Origin of the sequence: Zhongshania aquimaris (assembly GCF_019312595.1) — a bacterium.
Lineage (GTDB): Bacteria > Pseudomonadota > Gammaproteobacteria > Pseudomonadales > Spongiibacteraceae > Spongiibacter > Spongiibacter aquimaris.
Genome location: NZ_JAHWDQ010000008.1, coordinates 1 through 17,104, shown reverse-complemented (window position 1 = coordinate 17,104; position 17,104 = coordinate 1). Strand labels below are relative to the sequence as shown.

Here is a 17,104-nt window from a genome sequence, read left to right as displayed (position 1 = left end):
AGCGCCAAAGGCAAACTCGGCTCTCAACATTTACATGGAAACCCTACGATGCTAGCTAACGCCACTCGCCTGCTAAGCACCGCAAGCTTTTATCTTGTTTTTGTCGGCCTAATCACTGGCTGCCAAACCGCCCCGCCTCAGGATGACTCGTTTCAATTTACACCACCCGCATTAGACAGCAGTCGGCAAACCAGCAGCATTACACAAGCGCTGCAGCAACTTAATTTGCAGCAATTTGCGGCGGCGGAGGCTGATTTTCAAGCGCTGCTCAAAGAGAGCACTGACCAAAATACTATCCAAGAGTCACTCGCCGGCCTAACACTGGTTTATTTACACCCAAACAGCCCGATGTTTAATTTGGCCTTAGCGACCGCAACTATGGATCGCCTATACCAACAAATAATGCGCTGGCCACAAAACAAGCCGAGCTTAGATATGTTTCTTCTCAGCGCTAAGCTTTGTCTAGAACAGAGATTAGATTTAAATCGAGAAATAGCCCTGCGCGAACAGGCAGAGGCTAGGCAACAGCAGTTGCTGAACGAGACATTTAATCTGCAGCGCGCTATCGAAAAATTGCGCCAGCTTACCCTGCAATAAAGTCGAAGAGGTCTTTACTCGTCGCGATCCAAGTAGGCGCCTAATTGACCACGCAAACTAAGCATTTCCGCCTCGGTTTGTGCCATCAACATCGGCACAGTGCGCCAATGCTCAGTGCGCAGATGCGCGACCAATCGAGTGACTTGACCGCTATCGCTGTGCGGGCCCATCACAATCAACTGCCACGGCAACTCGGTTAGCAATTCAGCCACCCGCGTTAAATCACCGCTGTGATAAATTTTCCAATGCTCGGCCCCGGGAAGCTGCTCAATGACCTTAGCCAGCGTATCGCCCTCCTCTATAAGCAGCATATTGCCCACCGCCGTTGCCGGTAGCAGGTCGCGCACCACCGCCGCTAGCTCAGCACTTTCTACTGGTTTCACCAAATAACCACTGGCACCAAGCAGTAAACCGAGATCATGCTCATTCAACATCGACAACATTAATACCGGCACGCTGCCAAGCACCGCATCGCCACGTATGCTATGCAGCACTTGCCAGCCGTCCAAGCCCGGCATCATTACATCGAGCACCACCAAATCTGGCCGATGCTGCCTTGCCATTTCTAAACCCTCAGCACCAGACGAGGCTGTCCGCACCCGGTACCCCTCTCGGCTAAGCGCCCGGTGGCTTAAATCCAAAGCCGCAAGGTCGTCATCGATAACCAGAATATCGCCGCTGGCATTTTTCTCTAAAGCTACCTTAGCCCCATCGCCATCACCCACAGGTAGTTTTAGCTTGAAGGTAGAACCCTTCCCCAACTCACTGCTTGCCGTGATAGTGCCACCCAGCAGCTCAGCGAATTTGCGCGAAATTGTTAGACCTAAACCCGAGCCGCCATATTGTTTTGTGGTAGACAAATCGGCCTGCACAAACGCATCAAAAACTCGGCCCAACTGCTCTTCACTCATACCAATGCCGGTATCTCTAACCACTGCCATTAAATAATCTTGGCCATCTTCCCTCTGCTCAGCCACGCTAAGATACACATCGCCAGCGCGGGTAAACTTTGCCGCGTTACTCAGCAAATTCAACAGTATTTGTCGCAGGCGCGTCACGTCGGTGCGAATCCGTTCATCGTGCAAATCGAAATCACAATGTAGGGTATTGCCATTCTTCTCCATCAATGGCGCAACTGTGATTTCAACATCACGCAATACAGCATCTAAAGCGACATCTTCCCAGAAGACCGCCATCCGACCAGATTCAATTTTAGAAATATCTAACACATCATTAATCAGAGTCAGCAGGTGCTTGCCCGCTAATTGAATTTTCTCCAGATCAGGCTGTAAATCATTTACTGAAAGCTGCTCTTCTTCTGCAATTTCCTCTAAGAGCATTTCAGAATAGCCAATAATGGCATTCATCGGCGTACGCAGCTCATGGCTCATATTGGCCAGAAAGCCACTCTTTGCCTGGTTCGCCGCATCCGCTCGCCTGCTCGCCTCTCGGACTCGTCCCATCGCTTGCCGAAGACTCGAGGCCATATCATTAAAGGAATTTGCCAGCTGACCAAATTCGTCATGCCCCATATCAGCGATGCTGTAATCAAAATTACCCTGCCCCCACTCAGACGTGCCTTTTTGCAACTGCCGAATCGCGCGCCTGGTATACCGAGTCATGTAATAGCCGAGAACAAATGTGGTAATTAGCGCCAGTAAAAACACCGCCAAGGCCACTTTATTGGTCATACTAACGACTTCACGCAAGCCCGCATTGATTTCATCGGAACGTGTTAAGAGATACCATTCATTCGCGCTGATACGTGAACTTAGCGCCTCGTATTCTCGCTGCAAGTCTTCGCCATGCGGCCCAGCATTCGCCTGTAGAAACTCCCGCCAATGGTCAAGCAATTCAGCGGCCCCTAAAGGCTCGTAACGCCCCGCTTCCAAGTATTCTTGTAAATCCCTGTTTAACTCCTTTTCGAGGGCGGCCAGTACATCAATACCAGCAAGCAACTCGCCGCGCTCCACCTCAGTCACCGCATTTTGGGCGCCGGATTCAGCTAAGGCATCGACCACCAATATCTTGCGATGGGCGCTATACATTCGCTGACTAAAGTCGTTTAGCTCCGACTGGGTACGAATCACGTGTTGCAACAACCACACATTCCTGCGCCGCGTATCGTTACCCCATACTTGAATTAATACACTGCCAAGCGACAGCACCAAAATAGCGACAAAAGAAAATGTTAAACGGCGGGTAAAACTCATTCGGTAACACCGAGTAGATGTTCAATCTTGCCAAGCAATCGAGGCAGGTCAACCGGCTTGGTATCATAATCATCGCAGCCCGCCAACAAGGCGCGCTGACGATCATCGGCCATCGCATGTGCGGTTAGCGCAATGATAGGAATCGTTTGCAGCGACTCACTCGCCTTCATTTCTCGCGCGACTTGCCAGCCGTCTTTTACCGGTAAACTCATGTCTAAAAGCATTAAATCTGGTCTGACCGAAAGGCACATATCAATGCCTTGTTGACCATCAATCGCCAACAGCACCTCGTAGCCTTTGCGTTTTAAACGACGACTCAACATATCGCGGTTCATTTCATTATCTTCGACAAGTAATATCGTCGGCATTACAGCACCCATACCTTATTCATCAAATGCGCCTTTTAGCGCGCTTTGTAAATCTGAACTTGTCGACGTCAGTGTTAAAACATATTCAAATTCGGAGTCTGCACTCTGGGCCGTTACTTTTGCGTAACACGCAGCGTCAAAGTCGTCGATACTCACATCGACCAACATCGGTAAAGGCTCGGTACTGGTAACACGCAATCGGTCACCCGAGCGCGCATCAACATGAACTACATATTGCTTCGACGCAGTTTGTTTACCCGCCATCAAGGTGAGCTGCAGCTGAATTTGATCCTTTGATACCTGCCACTCATCCACTGGCTGCGGCAGTACTAAATCATAGGGCATTCCGACGCCCAAAATTTCGGTCAAGGCAACCGCGTCACCCATACCCTTGAGCGATACGGTCACCTTATCGCCGGACAATACCTGAGTCGAGGCGGCAGCTATCGTCGCCGGCGAGGCCAATATTTGCCCACCCACCGTGCATGATTCAATACGCCCAGTCAGATTAACGTTGTGGCCCACCACCCCGTACTTAGAGCGGATTTCAGAACCGACATTTCCCGCCACCACATCGCCGGTATTCAAACCAATACCCATGGCAATTTCAGGCAAATTGTCAGCGCGATTGCGCGCATTCACGTCTTTAATCGCAAGCTGCATCGCCACTGCACACGCTATCGCTCTATCACAATCATCCTTATCGCTGAGCGGGGCGCCAAAAATCACCAAGATGCCATCACCCACAAACTCGTCGACCGTACCTCTGAAGCGCTGAACCACTTCAGTCATCGCAGCAAAGTAGTTATTCAGCAATTTTACGCACTGCTCAGGCCCGAGCTGCTGGCTCAAAGCCGAGAAACCACGAATATCTGCCATGAGTATGGTTACTTGACGCAGCTCGCCACCCAGCTGCAGGCCATCGTTATCGTCCAACAGCCGTTGCACAATTTCATCGGACAGGTATCGGCCAAATATTTTGCGAATGAAGCGCTGACTTTTTTCAAGCTCAGCAAGGTATTCCCGCTCGCGATCCCGCCAGCCCTTCGCCTCTAGAGACGCTCGAATTCTCGCCTTTAATAAGGTCGCGTTCACCGGTTTGAGGAGATAATCGCTAGCACCCGCGTCAATACAGCGCACCGCCCCCTCTTCATCTTGCATGCCGCTTACCACAACGACCGGTATTCGACGCAGGGCCTCATCATTGCGAATGACCTGAAGCACCTCATAGCCGTTCATGTCCGGCATCACTAGGTCGAGCAACACCAAATCTGGTTGGGCGCTGCGCATAATCTCCAAGCAACGCTCACCGCTGGCGGCCTCTATCACCATGTAATTTTGACGCTGTAATTGGTGGGCAAGTAGATCGCGACTGCTGTCGTTGTCATCCACCACCAAGATACTAGCGGCCATATGCTCTTGATCATCGCGGATGATGCCGCGCTTAAAACTTTTAAAAATAGCCGCTATCGGGTCTGAAGCCGCCTTGTCGTCATCACCCAACTTAAACTGCTCTAAACGCCCCTGAAACAAGCGGGACTGGTGACGAATTTGGCGAATATACTCTGCAGCCTCGTCATCTTCACAATCTTCGAGCAACATATCGCCATAGCCATCTACAAGACCAATCGCATTACGTAAATCGTGCCGCAGACGGGAAAGCTCGGTTTGGGAATCCGCAGAAAACGCGGAAATCGACTCCAGCATTTTGATCATGGTCACCGCGGCCTTAGCAATCTTCTTCACATCGGCTTTCATCTCTGAAGAAGACGAAATAACGGGCAACTCCAGCAGTGACTCAGTGAATGCCTCTACAGACCCCAAGGGCGCTTGTAACGACTGGCGCTGGTCGTCCAAATAGGCTTTAAAAATACGATCGCGATTACTCAAGTATCGCCTCCCTAAAATCTGTACGAGATTATCGAATTTAATCCCCAAAAAACCATAAACCCTAGTCATTTCTATTCAGTGAATATCGTCAAACACTGGCCAACCTAGCCACCGCGCTCTATAATGCGCGCACGTTTTTTGACGACACTAGAAATTAGGGCCCATAGCTCAGTTGGTTAGAGCATCCGACTCATAATCGGCAGGTCCCAGGTTCAAGTCCTGGTGGGCCCACCATTTCTAGCTACAACTCTAGCTACAACGGACACTCGTCCTTATCTGCGCTTAGTCTAGCTGATTTAAACAAATTATAGTAAACGCGCTTCGCAGGCCTTGCCCTAGGCGACAACAAATAGACTCCCGAATAACCCATTTCAAATCCTTACGTCTGGCTAGCAACTATCCTCATTGACCACGCACTAGAGCCCTACCCCCTTAAATTACCTTCGCCGATTCCGCAAGAAATCACACTACAGCCGCATCTATTTATCTTTAACCCAATTTACCAGTACACAAGGAAAATTATGTCTTAAGCCAATATTCATTAAGAATTAACACGTTGACGGTAGCATCCCTTTTTTAAAGTGGTTTTAACTGTTGAGCTCGCAATCAAGAAGCCATTGATGACAAGAAGATCACACGCAACGATGACAGCAGCTAGATAAGCGCCCCACTCTATGGAGAGAGCGAAAGATAGAAATACTGATTAGGGAGAGTTAATCAATGCCTAATGAAAAGGACAACTGTGTCGGCAACTATAAACCGCCTATGTCACTGGTTGCGAAGAGTGACTGCGGCGACCCTGCAAGGTTTGGGTGTGTTAGTAGCGATTGCCCGGAACCGGCGCTAAGTGCTCAGGACTTTCTAAATCTGAGACACCAATCCGCTCTCGAATCGCCCCGCAAGCCCAGCATTGACGAAAAAATTGAATACCTGAAGAAAGAGTTAGACTTTCTGAGAAGAAGCTCGCGAAAAATATCGTAAACCGACGTTTAATAGCCGCTCACACCAAGATTTTGCTGGCTTTTACGTGGCTATTTCATAGATATCGCGGCTTTTCCAACTAGCTATGTATGACTAATCAGCGGCTTCCAAGTGCTTATTGATACGCAGAGCCAATAGCGTACAAAGAGCGCCGGATATCAAATATAGGCTTACCGCCATAAGACCGAAATGCACCGACAATCCAAGTGCAATTAATGGCGCAAAAGCGGCGCCAAACAACCATGCTAAATCTGAAGTTAATGCAGCACCTGCATAGCGAAAACGGCGTTCAAAATTCGCGGTTACCGTGCCAGACGCCTGCCCATAAGAAATACCCAGCAGTGCAAAGCCAATTAATATAAAGGCATCTTGCATGGCTGGTGTGCCGCCCATCAGCATCGGTGCAAACAGTGCAAAAATCCCAATCAAGACCGCCATCAAGGACACGGTTGTCCGTTTACCAATACGGTCAGCAATCACGCCAGAAAGAATAGTGGCGACAATACCAATGCAGGCGCCAAACACCTGAACAACAAGAACCTTGCCAATTAGCTGAGACTCACCGAGTAAAATCCACGATAAGGGGAATATGGTCACGATATGAAAAAGTGCATAACTTGCCAGCGCGGCAAAGGCGCCCAGAAAAATATTTGGCCCCTGCTTGTCTAGCATTTCACGGGTGCTAATTGGCTCTAGTTCGCTCTCCTCTAGTGCCTGCGTATACTCTTCGGTTAGTACTAAGCGCAAACGAGCAAACAGCGCGACGACATTTATTGCGAACGCCACAAAGAAAGGATAACGCCAAGCCCAGGCTTGAAAGTCTTCGCTGCTAACGCTGTTAATTAAGTATAAGAATAATAAATTAGCGATTAAAAAACCGATTGGCGCACCGAGCTGGCCAATCATGGCATACCAGCTGCGCTTAGCTTTTGGTGCGTTCAACACCAATAGCGACGGCAAGCCGTCCCACGAGCCACCTAAAGCAAAGCCCTGCAAGACACGAAACATTGCCAATAAAAATATCGACGCGCCACCCAAGGTATTGTAACCAGGCAAAAAGGCGATACCCGCAGTAGCCGTGCCTAATAGAAATAGTGATGTTGTGAGTTTTACACTGCGCCCCCAGCGACGCTGGATATTCATAAACAACGCGGTACCGAATGGCCTCGCCACAAAAGCCATCGAGAAAATCGCAAAGCCGTAGAGCATACCCTCTAAATTGCTAACAAAAGGGAAGAACACGCTGGGAAATACCAGCACGCAGGCGATACCGAACACAAAAAAGTCGAAGTGCTCTGATGCGCGACCTATGACCACACCGATGGCAATTTCACCAGGAGCAACGGAAGAATGCCTCTCGGGGTTTTGCATTTCGGCGGTGCTAGCGTTGTTATTCGTCATGGGTTTAGCTGTACTGGACATGGCGCAAATTTCATCCAAATTTAGTAATGGTGGAAAGCCTACTCTTATTGCGACGAGCCAGCCATAGGACAAATTGTCCAATTCTATCGCCCACGCAATTAGCTTAGAGTTCGCATCCTCACCTAATCTCTGGACTTGCGAGTGGCGATGTCGATTCACAGAACTCTGCGCAATATATTCTTCACGGCCATTATTGTGTTGCTATCAGGCTGCGATACGGTAGTGATGTCGCCCTCTGGCGATATCGCCGCTCAACAGGCAAACCTAATTGTATGGGCTACGATACTCATGCTAATTGTGGTCGTACCCGTTATCGCACTAACACTGTTATTCGCCTGGCGCTACCGTTCAAGTAATAAAGACGCCACCTACTCCCCAGACTGGGATCACTCCACCAGCCTGGAGTTAGTTATTTGGGCGGCACCGCTGGCTATCATTATCGCTTTGGGCGCACTCACATGGGTGAGCACTCACCAACTTGACCCCTATCGCCCATTGGATCGCATCAGCGAGGGTAAGCCCGTTCCTGAAGGTGTTGAACCCTTGATCGTCGAGGTGGTGGCCATGGACTGGAAATGGCTGTTCTTCTACCCAGAACAAGGTATCGCGGTGGTCAATCAGCTGGCGGCACCGGTTGACCGCCCGATCAAGTTTAAAATCACATCGACCACCATGATGAACTCGTTTTACATTCCCGCTCTGGCCGGACAAATCTATGCCATGGGTGGCATGGAAACCCAATTACACGCGGTAATCAATGAAGTCGGCAGTTACGACGGCTTTTCTGCCAATTACTCCGGCGAAGGCTTTAGCCATATGCGTTTTAAGTTTCTTGGCATGAGAGAAGAAAACTTTGATGAATGGGTTGCCAAAGTTAAAGCCGAAGGCGATGAACTTAGCCGCCCTGTTTACAAAGTGCTTGAACAACCCAGCGAAAAGAATCCTGTGCACTACTACAGCAGCGTTGCGCCCGAGCTGTACGACGCCATTCTCAACCGCTGTGTAGATGCCGGCTCCGTTTGCATGAAGGACTGGATGTCACCTCATCACAAAAACCACGATTCTTCGGCTAACCCTAAGGCGCGGCACGAGGGTCATCATGAACTATAGATTATTTGCCACAATCAATTTAATCGCCTCGCGTTTGTTCCATTCACTGACAATGCCCCGTGGGCATCGGTAATTTTCATGTCTGAACAGTTCGAACTAAGCAAGCTGATATTCGGTCGACTCAGCTGGGAGTCAATCCCTCTTCATGACCCCATTCTATTGGCGACGTTTATCGTTGTCGTGATAGGTGGCGGCGCGCTTGTCGGTGCACTCACTTATTACAAAGTCTGGGGTTATTTATGGCGCGAATGGATCACAAGCATCGATCATAAACGCATCGGTGTGATGTATATGATTTTAGGGATCGTGATGTTGCTGCGCGGCTTTGCCGATGCCATCATGATGCGTATCCATCAAGCCATGGCGTTTGGCGATGCGACTGGGTATTTACCTCCCCACCACTACGACCAGATCTTTACCGCCCACGGCGTAATCATGATTTTCTTCGTGGCCATGCCCTTCGTTGTTGGCTTAATGAACTACATTGTGCCGCTGCAAATTGGCGCACGAGATGTCGCGTTTCCCTTCTTGAACAATTTAAGTTTTTGGATGACCGCAGCGGGCGCTGGCCTAGTAATGGCATCGCTATTTATCGGTGAATTCGCCAAATCTGGGTGGCTCGCTTACCCCCCCTTAACCGGCATATTGCAAAGCCCAGGCGTGGGGGTCGACTATTATATTTGGTCACTGCAGATAGCCGGGGTCGGCACATTACTGTCTGGCATCAACTTTGTAGTGACCATTGTTAAAATGCGCGCGCCCGGCATGACCATGATGAAAATGCCAGTGTTTGTGTGGACTGCGCTGTGTACCAACATTTTGATTGTCGCCGCCTTCCCGGTGCTGACTGCGGTGATGACATTACTGTCTCTTGATCGCTATCTGGGCATGAATTTCTTCACCAATGACCTTGGCGGCAACGCCATGATGTACGTCAACCTAATTTGGATCTGGGGTCATCCAGAGGTATACATACTCATTTTGCCTATCTTCGGCGTATTCTCCGAGATTGTGTCGACCTACAGTGGTAAACGTCTGTTCGGATACTCGTCGATGGTTTACGCCACGCTCGTCATCACCATTCTGTCGTATCTTGTTTGGCTACATCACTTCTTTACCATGGGCTCTGGGGCGACGGTGAATAGCTTCTTCGGCATCACCACGATGATTATCTCAATACCCACCGGGGCCAAGATATTTAACTGGTTATTCACTATGTACCGCGGCCGCATCGTATTTGATGTACCGATGTTGTGGACCGTCGGCTTTATGATTACCTTTGTTGTCGGCGGCATGACTGGGGTGTTATTAGCTGTACCACCTGCAGACTTTGTGCTGCATAACAGCCTGTTTCTGATTGCCCACTTCCATAATGTCATCATTGGTGGTGTGGTCTTTGGTACCTTCGCAGCGATTACTTACTGGTATCCAAAAGTAACCGGTTACAAACTCGATCCGTTCTGGGGTAAGGCGTCGTTCTGGTGCTGGTTCATCGGTTTCTACCTCGCCTTCATGCCGCTTTACCTGCTGGGCTTTATGGGTGTAACGCGACGAATGAGCCACTTCGACGATCCATCAATACAAATCTGGTTCCAAATAGCACTAGGGGGCGCGGTACTCATTGGTATTGGCATTGCCTGCTTCTTAATTCAACTTTACGTCAGTTATAAAAAACGTGACTCACTGCGAGACGAAACCGGCGACCCTTGGAACGGCCGCACATTGGAGTGGTCTACCTCGTCACCACCACCCCAGTATAACTTTGCATTTACACCACGCGTATATGACAACGACGCCTGGTGGCAGATGAAGGCGAATGGCTTTGTGCGCCCAAGTACCGGCTTTATGCCGATCCACATGCCTAAAAATACTGCAGCCGGTATTGTCGTTGCTGGTATAAGCGCTGTGTTTGGCTTTGCGATGATTTGGCATATGTGGCTGCTAGGCGGACTGTCGTTTGCGGCATTATTGATCGCCATTATTGTTCATACCTTCAACTACAAGCGCGACTACTACATCCCCGTTGAAGAGGTAGAAAAAGTCGAGGCTGAATTTGAAGCCAAACGAAACGAGGTGCTTGCTTAAGATGTCTCATTCAACTGCATTACCCGCGGCGCCGGACAGTTTCGATTTTTTAGTGCGCGAAGAACATCACGTTGCCAACGGAACCTTGTTGGGTTTTTGGCTCTACCTAATGAGCGATTGCCTGATCTTCGCGGCGCTCTTCGCCACATATAGTGTCCTTAGCCAAAGTTACGCGGGGGGCCCGACTGGCGCTGAGCTGTTTGACCTGCCACTTGTTGCGCTGAATACCAGCTTCCTGCTGTTTTCTTCGATCACCTATGGTTTCGCCATGTTGCAAATGCAGCAGGGAAAACTAAAAGGAACGATGATTTGGTTAGCGATTACAGGGATATTCGGTGCCGCCTTTCTGGGATTAGAACTCTTTGAGTTTTATCATTTGATTCATGAAGGCGCTACGCCACAACGCAGCGCATACTGGTCAGCTTTTTTTACATTAGTCGGCACCCACGGGCTACATGTTACCTTCGGCATTATTTGGTTAATCACCCTGCTCGTTCAACTTCGTAAACACGGACTTACTGTACCAAACCGCCGCCGCCTATTTTGCCTATCCATGTTTTGGCATTTCCTCGACGTCGTCTGGATTGGCGTATTTACCATTGTCTATTTAATGGGATCAATGTCATGAGCGAACACAATCAACACAGCCTAGACCACCATGACGAAGAAGGGCCGCACAGCACGTTCAGCGGCTATATGCTCGGCTTTATCGCCTCGGTCATTCTCACCGCAATTCCCTTCTGGCTAGTCATGGCGGATGTACTCAGCTCTCGCAATGCAACCGTCGTGGTTATACTGGGGTTTGCCTTAGTGCAAATTCTTGTGCACATGATTTACTTTCTGCACATGAATTTTCACTCAGAAGGCGGCTGGAATATGCTCTCTCTGATTTTCACTATCGTCTTACTGTTTATCACGCTCGCAGGTTCTCTGTGGGTGATGTACCACATGAACGCGAACATGATGCCGGGCATGATGGGCAGTACATAGCTCACATGACACAGCTGCGAGTAAATCAACCATGGCGATGCCCTCATTGCTTAAAAAAGTGATTACCCTCGCCATCGGGCTCCTCATCTTTGTCGGCTTTGTTTTTCTCGGCAATTGGCAGCTGGAGCGGAGAGCGTGGAAGCTAGATCTTATTCAAAGAGTTGATGCACGAGCTCACGCATCGCCAGAATCCGCACCGACGGCGGAATACTGGCAAGACATTAGTAGAGAATCAGACGAGTATCGCCGCGTATCGGTGACAGGCAATTTTATCAGCGATAAAGACACCCTCGTTGTCGCCGCAACAGAGCTGGGCAGTGGCTACTGGGTGATCACGCCTTTTCGGCGAAGCGATGGCAGTATCGTATTAATTAATCGCGGTTTCATCAATCAGGGGGTTCAAGCCACACCGCCACCGACTGGCCAGCAAGATCTCATCGGCCTGTTACGAATAAGCGAACCCAAGGGCAGCGCCGTACGAGATAATGATTCAAACGCTAATCGCTGGTACTCACGTGACGTGGCAGCGATTGCAAACATGCAAAACTTGTACGCCGCACCTTACTTTATTGATGCCGAAAAAAGCCATGAGACCAGCCAAGCACATCAGCAAGGCAGCCAACACCCCGTTGGCGGACTCACTGTTATTAGCTTTCACAACAACCACTTGGTGTACGCCATAACCTGGTTTAGCCTAGCACTTCTGGCCATTGTCGCCGCCATAATTGTTGTACGGGAAGAACACAAAGCACCTACATGTTGATGCAAACTGCGACTTATACGCAGGCGACGTTATACTGTGTAATCTCTCAAATTTACCGAACAAAATACCTGTATAGCTATGAGCGACGAAACTCTTTTAAGCAGCTACCTTCCGAGCGCAGATACTGACACCCTCGGTAAGCATATGCGCCAGCTCGTGCAACTTCGATGGCTCGCGGTGCTTGGCCAACTGCTTACCATTCTAGTTACCCACTACGGTTTTGGCGTAAAACTGCCGATGCAATTAATGCTATCAGTGTTAGCTGGGCTCGTCGTATTCAACGCATTGAATGAGCTAGCACTTCGATTTAGACATCGAGTGAAAACCGCTGAATTATTCATTGGCCTACTGGTAGACATGGGAACACTGACGATACAGCTTTATCTCAGTGGTGGCGCAACCAACCCCTTCGTCTTCCTTTACCTCTTGCAGGTTGGTTTAGCTGCTGTGCTTTTAGCCCCTTCTTACGCTTGGGCTCTACTTGGCATGGCAACACTGTGTTTTCTTTGGCTCGCAGAAGCAGGTCGACCACTCGACTTACCCCAAGATTATCACTTAGGTATCCGCAGCTATTACGTTGAGGGCATGTTAATTTGCCTTGTCTTGAATGCTGCCTTGTTAGTGGTATTTATCAATCGCATCAACCGCACTCACCGCGAGCACGACGCACGTCTTGCGGAGCTCCGCCAACGCGCCGCAGAGGAAGAACACATCTTACGCATGGGTTTACTCGCCTCCGGCGCCGCCCACGAGCTGGGTACTCCGCTGGCCACCATAGCGGTTATTCTCGGCGATTGGCGTCATATGCCAGCGCTACAAGCCGACAAAGGTCTCGAAGAAGAAATTACGGAAATGCAAACCCAAGTACAGCGTTGCAAAACCATTGTCAGCGGCATCCTAATGTCCGCGGGCGAAACCCGCGGTGAATCCTCGGGCGAAACCAGCGTCTGGGAGTTTTTTGACGATTTAAGCAGCGAGTGGGCGTCGACCCGAAAAGTCGGCGAATTTCGCTTTGAAAACCACTTTGGCGAAGACGTCGAGATCGCATCTGATACCGTTTTAAAACAAACTATTTATAACCTCCTCGACAATGCCTTGGACGCCTCTCCAGAATGGGTCGGCCTTGAAGTTTATCGCCAAAACGATATGCTCCATATTCGTGTCATCGATCGAGGCCCTGGCTTCTCGAAAGAGATTTTTGATCGCCTAGGGCAACCTTACCAGTCGACTAAAGGCAGACCAGGCAGTGGTCTAGGTTTATTTCTCGTGTTTAATGTGACTCGTATTCTAGGTGGCCGAGTTAAAGCTAGAAATAGAGAAGAAGGAGGTGCAGAAATAAACATCCACCTGCCTATAGATGCGCTCCACCTAAAGGAGGCCTAGCGATATGAGTAATGGGATTCCAAACACAAGCAAGAATCTTTTAATCATTGAAGATGATGAAGCCTTCGCACGTACCCTAGCCCGCTCATTTGAGCGACGCGGCTATGCAGTCGTCACCACAAATAGCTTAGAAGGAGCACAGACCCATTTAGAAAAGTATTCACCTAACTATGCCGTAGTCGACCTTAAACTCGATGGCAATGCATCTGGGCTGGCCTGCGTTCAGGCATTACACAAACACGATCCCGACATACTAATTGTCGTGCTCACCGGTTACGCCAGCATTGCGACAGCTGTAGAAGCGGTAAAACTAGGTGCCTGTCACTACCTCGCCAAACCCTCAAATACCGACGATATTGAAGCGGCTTTTAACAATGCGGAAGGTAACGTCGAAACCGAAATTAAGGGCCGTGCCACCTCAATCAAAACTCTCGAATGGGAACGTATACACGAAACCCTGGCGCAAACCGGATTTAATATTTCCGAGACTGCACGGCGACTAGGTATGCACCGACGAACACTTGCCCGCAAGCTCGCAAAACAGCAGGTAAAATAATTAAGGCTTCAAAACAACCTAACTCGCCTCAAAAAATACTCATTTAGCCTTACCTATCAAAAAGTTAAGCCCGATCTAAGTATATTTCCCAGTTCCCCAGCACTCTCTATAAACCTAGACTCAAGGGTCCGATACTTTAACGCTTATATCTTTATGAAAAGCTCACACGGCAGTGACCAAATATGAACGATAAAGATGCAGTTAATGATCTTCTTGCCCGTACGAAAGCGATCGTAGACACAATCGTCGACGGTGTCATTACGATCAGTGATCGCGGTTTAATTGAAACAGTTAACCCTGCGGCAGAAAATATATTTGGCTACAATAAAGCACAGCTTATCGGAAACAATGTCTCTATGCTCATGCCCTCCAACTACAGTCACGGGCATGATGGCTACCTTCAAAACTACCTCAGTACCGGTGATAAAAAAATAATCGGTATTGGCCGAGAAGTAACTGGAATGCGACTTGATGGAACAACCTTCCCGTTAGAACTCGCGATAAGCGAAATGGAAGTGAACGGCCAGCGCATGTTCACCGGGATTGTTCGCGACATTTCTGAACGTAAGAATACCGAGGAAAAACTAAGAGAGCTATTAGCGCGCACCAAAGCCATTCTCGACACCATCGTCGATGGTGTGATTACAATTAGTGATCGGGGTCTGATTGAAACCGTTAACCCTGCGGCAGAAAAAATATTCGGTTACCAACTACAAGAATTGGCGGGCAAAAATGTCTCGATGCTAATGCCCAATCCCTATCGCGCCGAGCACGATCAATATTTGGATAATTATTTAAGTACCGGTGAGAAAAAGATAATCGGTATAGGCAGGGAAGTTACTGGGCTGCGTAAGAATGGCAGCACCTTCCCCTTGGAACTTGCAATAAGTGAAATGGAAGTGAATGGTCAGCGCATGTTCACCGGTATCGTCCGAGACATTTCCGAGCGCAAAGAAACCGAAGAAAAATTACGCAGCGCAATGCGTCGCGTACACGAACAGCAAATTAAAGATGAATTTATTGCTACAGTAAGCCACGAACTTCGAACCCCACTCACATCAATTAAAGCATCACTGGATTTAATTATAGGCGGGGCAATCGAAGCTAATTCAGACCAAGCAGATACGCTTATTCAGATTGCACAGAAAAACAGTGACCGATTACTACTACTCATAAATGACATTCTAGATATTTCAAAAATCGAATCTGAAAAAATGCAGTTTAATCGTATAAAACTACGAGTTAAGCCATTTTTAGATACCGCAATATTCGACAATCAAGCCTACGCAAAGAAACATCATGTCAAATTTATTCTGACGCACTGTCCAGATCCGATCTACATCAACGCAGACCCCGATCGTATGATGCAGGTAATGAGCAACTTAATGTCAAATGCTGCAAAATTTTCTAATGAAAATTCCGTAGTTGAAGTTAGCGCCACCGTCATAAAAGACAAAATTCGTATCGCGGTAACTGATAAGGGCCTCGGCATTCCATTGGAATTTAAAAGCCGCGTATTTGAAAAATTTACTCAAGCCGACACGTCGGACAAACGTGCCATTAGTGGCACCGGTCTCGGCTTACATATTTCCAAGGCTATAGTAGAGCAGCACCAAGGTGAATTGTCATTCATTTCTGAGCTCGATAAAGGCAGCACCTTCTACATTGACATACAGCAAGCCAATCAAGAAGCGGAGAAGTGCAGTGAGTAATCCACCAGAACTTTCTCGTCTGATGTATGTTGAAGACGAACCCGATATCCGCGTGGTTGCCAATATTGCCCTAACACAAGTCGCGGGCTTCACCGTCGCAACACCAAACAATGGTGCCGAAGCTTTAAAACTAATTTCCAGTTTTATGCCGCAACTTATTTTATTAGATGTGATGATGCCGGGAATGGACGGCCCTCAGCTGTTAGAACGAATACGAGAACTCTCGGATTTCGTTGAAACTCCAATTGTGTTTATAACAGCTAAAGCACAATCTGAAGAAATCCAAAAATTAAAAAGTATGGGGGCAGTAGCTGTTATTACAAAACCATTTAACCCAATGACGCTGGGTGAAGAAATAAGGACTATATGGCGGAATTATTATGAGTCAAAACGATAGTAGAAATTCGGGCTCAGTAGATGCGCAGTTAGCAGAACTACAACGTAATTACATTCTCAAACTTGACCAAAAAATCAAAGATATACTTAGCGTCTGGCAATCAGTTCAAAACAGTCCCCAGCCCACAGATGATATCTACAACTTGCACCGGACGGTTCACTCAGTCGCCGGCACATCAGCTATTCTAAATTTCATGGAAGTCAGTCGTATTTGCTCAAGCATAGAGTTACTTTTGCTACCGATACTGAAAGCGGAAACATATGAAGAAAATACCCTCTCTCAGATTGGCATTCACATGAACGAATTGAACACCCTTCGCGAAAACCATACCTATAGCGCTACACCGATAAATTTAGAGGGTTGAGGAGCGCTGTAGCGCAGCGGAAGCAGGGCAACGCCCCGAGCGCCAAGGATGGCGCGAGACCTCACCGTCGGTCAGCGCCAGTTGCCCAACTTTTTTAGCGCCAAAAAGTAAAGTGCCCCAACTGAATTCAGCTGGGGCACTTTGGTTTAGAAGCCTGGCGATGACCTACTCTCGCATGGGGAAACCCCAAACTACCATCGGCGATGACACGTTTCACTTCTGAGTTCGGGATGGGATCAGGTGGTTCCATGTCTCTATGGTCGCCAGGCAAAC

15 protein-coding genes, 1 tRNA gene and 1 rRNA gene are annotated in these 17,104 nt (G+C 48.7%); 12 read left to right on the top strand and 5 right to left on the bottom strand.

The window, feature by feature from the left end; translation table 11 throughout:
• Positions 1-48: 48 nt before the first annotated feature.
• Entirely contained in the window at positions 49-597 is a 549-nt protein-coding gene (locus KXJ70_RS18495; RefSeq protein WP_219045040.1) for a hypothetical protein, read from the top strand.
• 14 nt (positions 598-611) lie between these two features.
• Here the strand turns inward: KXJ70_RS18495 and KXJ70_RS18490 are convergent, their stop codons facing one another.
• From KXJ70_RS18490 to KXJ70_RS18480, 3 genes are read right to left on the bottom strand one after another with little or no spacing between them, the layout of a single operon-like run.
• Entirely contained in the window at positions 612-2,810 is a 2,199-nt protein-coding gene (locus tag KXJ70_RS18490) for an ATP-binding protein (RefSeq protein ID WP_219045039.1), read from the bottom strand.
• Positions 2,807-3,178: a response regulator gene (locus KXJ70_RS18485; protein ID WP_219045038.1), complete on the bottom strand. Its 372-nt coding sequence runs from the start codon at positions 3,176-3,178 to the stop codon at positions 2,807-2,809. Before KXJ70_RS18485 ends, KXJ70_RS18490 begins: the two co-directional genes overlap by 4 nt.
• Positions 3,179-3,193: 15 nt before the next feature.
• Positions 3,194-5,068: an adenylate/guanylate cyclase domain-containing protein gene (locus KXJ70_RS18480; RefSeq protein WP_219045037.1), complete on the bottom strand. Its 1,875-nt coding sequence runs from the start codon at positions 5,066-5,068 to the stop codon at positions 3,194-3,196.
• 157 nt (positions 5,069-5,225) lie between these two features.
• On the opposite strand from KXJ70_RS18480, the gene KXJ70_RS18475 reads away from it, so the two are divergent.
• Positions 5,226-5,302 (top strand) — tRNA-Ile (locus KXJ70_RS18475).
• Between the two features lie 840 nt (positions 5,303-6,142).
• On the opposite strand, the gene KXJ70_RS18470 is transcribed toward KXJ70_RS18475, so the two are convergent.
• Entirely contained in the window at positions 6,143-7,450 is a 1,308-nt protein-coding gene (locus tag KXJ70_RS18470) for an MFS transporter (protein WP_219045036.1), read from the bottom strand.
• A gap of 168 nt (positions 7,451-7,618) precedes the next feature.
• On the opposite strand from KXJ70_RS18470, the gene cyoA reads away from it, so the two are divergent.
• The 10 genes from cyoA to KXJ70_RS18420 all read left to right on the top strand — a co-directional run bounded on the left by cyoA (position 7,619) and on the right by KXJ70_RS18420 (position 16,831).
• Positions 7,619-8,581: a ubiquinol oxidase subunit II gene (gene cyoA, locus KXJ70_RS18465; RefSeq protein ID WP_219045035.1), complete on the top strand. Its 963-nt coding sequence runs from the start codon at positions 7,619-7,621 to the stop codon at positions 8,579-8,581.
• Between the two features lie 78 nt (positions 8,582-8,659).
• The gene (gene cyoB / locus KXJ70_RS18460) at positions 8,660-10,666 is read left to right on the top strand and encodes a cytochrome o ubiquinol oxidase subunit I (RefSeq protein WP_219045034.1); all 2,007 of its coding nucleotides are present in this window, start codon (positions 8,660-8,662) and stop codon (positions 10,664-10,666) included.
• Between the two features lies 1 nt (position 10,667).
• Positions 10,668-11,294 carry a cytochrome o ubiquinol oxidase subunit III gene (cyoC, locus tag KXJ70_RS18455; protein ID WP_219045085.1) on the top strand — a complete coding sequence of 209 codons (627 nt, stop codon included), beginning with the start codon at positions 10,668-10,670 and terminating at the stop codon, positions 11,292-11,294.
• Complete coding sequence (cyoD, locus tag KXJ70_RS18450; protein ID WP_219045033.1) at positions 11,291-11,656, top strand: cytochrome o ubiquinol oxidase subunit IV; 366 nt, start codon at positions 11,291-11,293, stop codon at positions 11,654-11,656. The genes cyoC and cyoD overlap by 4 nt, the downstream gene beginning before the upstream one ends.
• A 31-nt stretch (positions 11,657-11,687) precedes the next feature.
• Positions 11,688-12,419: an SURF1 family protein gene (locus KXJ70_RS18445; protein WP_255558577.1), complete on the top strand. Its 732-nt coding sequence runs from the start codon at positions 11,688-11,690 to the stop codon at positions 12,417-12,419.
• Between the two features lie 78 nt (positions 12,420-12,497).
• Positions 12,498-13,802, top strand: a complete 1,305-nt coding sequence (locus tag KXJ70_RS18440; protein WP_219045032.1) for an ATP-binding protein — start codon at positions 12,498-12,500, stop codon at positions 13,800-13,802.
• A gap of 4 nt (positions 13,803-13,806) precedes the next feature.
• Positions 13,807-14,358, top strand: coding sequence for a response regulator transcription factor (locus KXJ70_RS18435; protein WP_219045031.1), 552 nt, complete (start codon positions 13,807-13,809; stop codon positions 14,356-14,358).
• Between the two features lie 182 nt (positions 14,359-14,540).
• On the top strand, positions 14,541-16,070 hold the full coding sequence (locus tag KXJ70_RS18430; RefSeq protein WP_219045030.1) for a PAS domain-containing sensor histidine kinase: 1,530 nt from the start codon (positions 14,541-14,543) through the stop codon (positions 16,068-16,070).
• Positions 16,063-16,467, top strand: coding sequence for a response regulator (locus tag KXJ70_RS18425; RefSeq protein WP_219045029.1), 405 nt, complete (start codon positions 16,063-16,065; stop codon positions 16,465-16,467). Before KXJ70_RS18430 ends, KXJ70_RS18425 begins: the two co-directional genes overlap by 8 nt.
• Positions 16,451-16,831 (top strand): Hpt domain-containing protein, encoded by a 381-nt coding sequence (locus tag KXJ70_RS18420; protein WP_219045028.1) that lies wholly within the window; start codon positions 16,451-16,453, stop codon positions 16,829-16,831. Before KXJ70_RS18425 ends, KXJ70_RS18420 begins: the two co-directional genes overlap by 17 nt.
• Positions 16,832-16,983: 152 nt before the next feature.
• Here KXJ70_RS18420 and rrf read toward each other — a convergent pair.
• Positions 16,984-17,099, bottom strand: a 5S ribosomal RNA gene (rrf, locus tag KXJ70_RS18415).
• Positions 17,100-17,104: the final 5 nt, after the last annotated feature.

Excerpts from the sequence above, each read along its gene's own strand:
- cyoA (WP_219045035.1), top strand. The coding sequence starts at position 7,619 with ATGTCGATTCACAGAACTCTGCGCAATATATTCTTCACGGCCATTATT.
- KXJ70_RS18490 (WP_219045039.1), bottom strand. The coding sequence starts at position 2,810 with ATGAGTTTTACCCGCCGTTTAACATTTTCTTTTGTCGCTATTTTGGTG.
- cyoB (WP_219045034.1), top strand. The coding sequence starts at position 8,660 with ATGTCTGAACAGTTCGAACTAAGCAAGCTGATATTCGGTCGACTCAGC.
- KXJ70_RS18445 (WP_255558577.1), top strand. The coding sequence starts at position 11,688 with ATGGCGATGCCCTCATTGCTTAAAAAAGTGATTACCCTCGCCATCGGG.
- KXJ70_RS18420 (WP_219045028.1), top strand. The coding sequence starts at position 16,451 with ATGAGTCAAAACGATAGTAGAAATTCGGGCTCAGTAGATGCGCAGTTA.
- KXJ70_RS18440 (WP_219045032.1), top strand. The coding sequence starts at position 12,498 with ATGAGCGACGAAACTCTTTTAAGCAGCTACCTTCCGAGCGCAGATACT.
- KXJ70_RS18470 (WP_219045036.1), bottom strand. The coding sequence starts at position 7,450 with ATGACGAATAACAACGCTAGCACCGCCGAAATGCAAAACCCCGAGAGG.
- KXJ70_RS18435 (WP_219045031.1), top strand. The coding sequence starts at position 13,807 with ATGAGTAATGGGATTCCAAACACAAGCAAGAATCTTTTAATCATTGAA.
- cyoD (WP_219045033.1), top strand. The coding sequence starts at position 11,291 with ATGAGCGAACACAATCAACACAGCCTAGACCACCATGACGAAGAAGGG.
- KXJ70_RS18485 (WP_219045038.1), bottom strand. The coding sequence starts at position 3,178 with ATGCCGACGATATTACTTGTCGAAGATAATGAAATGAACCGCGATATG.
- KXJ70_RS18430 (WP_219045030.1), top strand. The coding sequence starts at position 14,541 with ATGAACGATAAAGATGCAGTTAATGATCTTCTTGCCCGTACGAAAGCG.
- KXJ70_RS18495 (WP_219045040.1), top strand. The coding sequence starts at position 49 with ATGCTAGCTAACGCCACTCGCCTGCTAAGCACCGCAAGCTTTTATCTT.
- cyoC (WP_219045085.1), top strand. The coding sequence starts at position 10,668 with ATGTCTCATTCAACTGCATTACCCGCGGCGCCGGACAGTTTCGATTTT.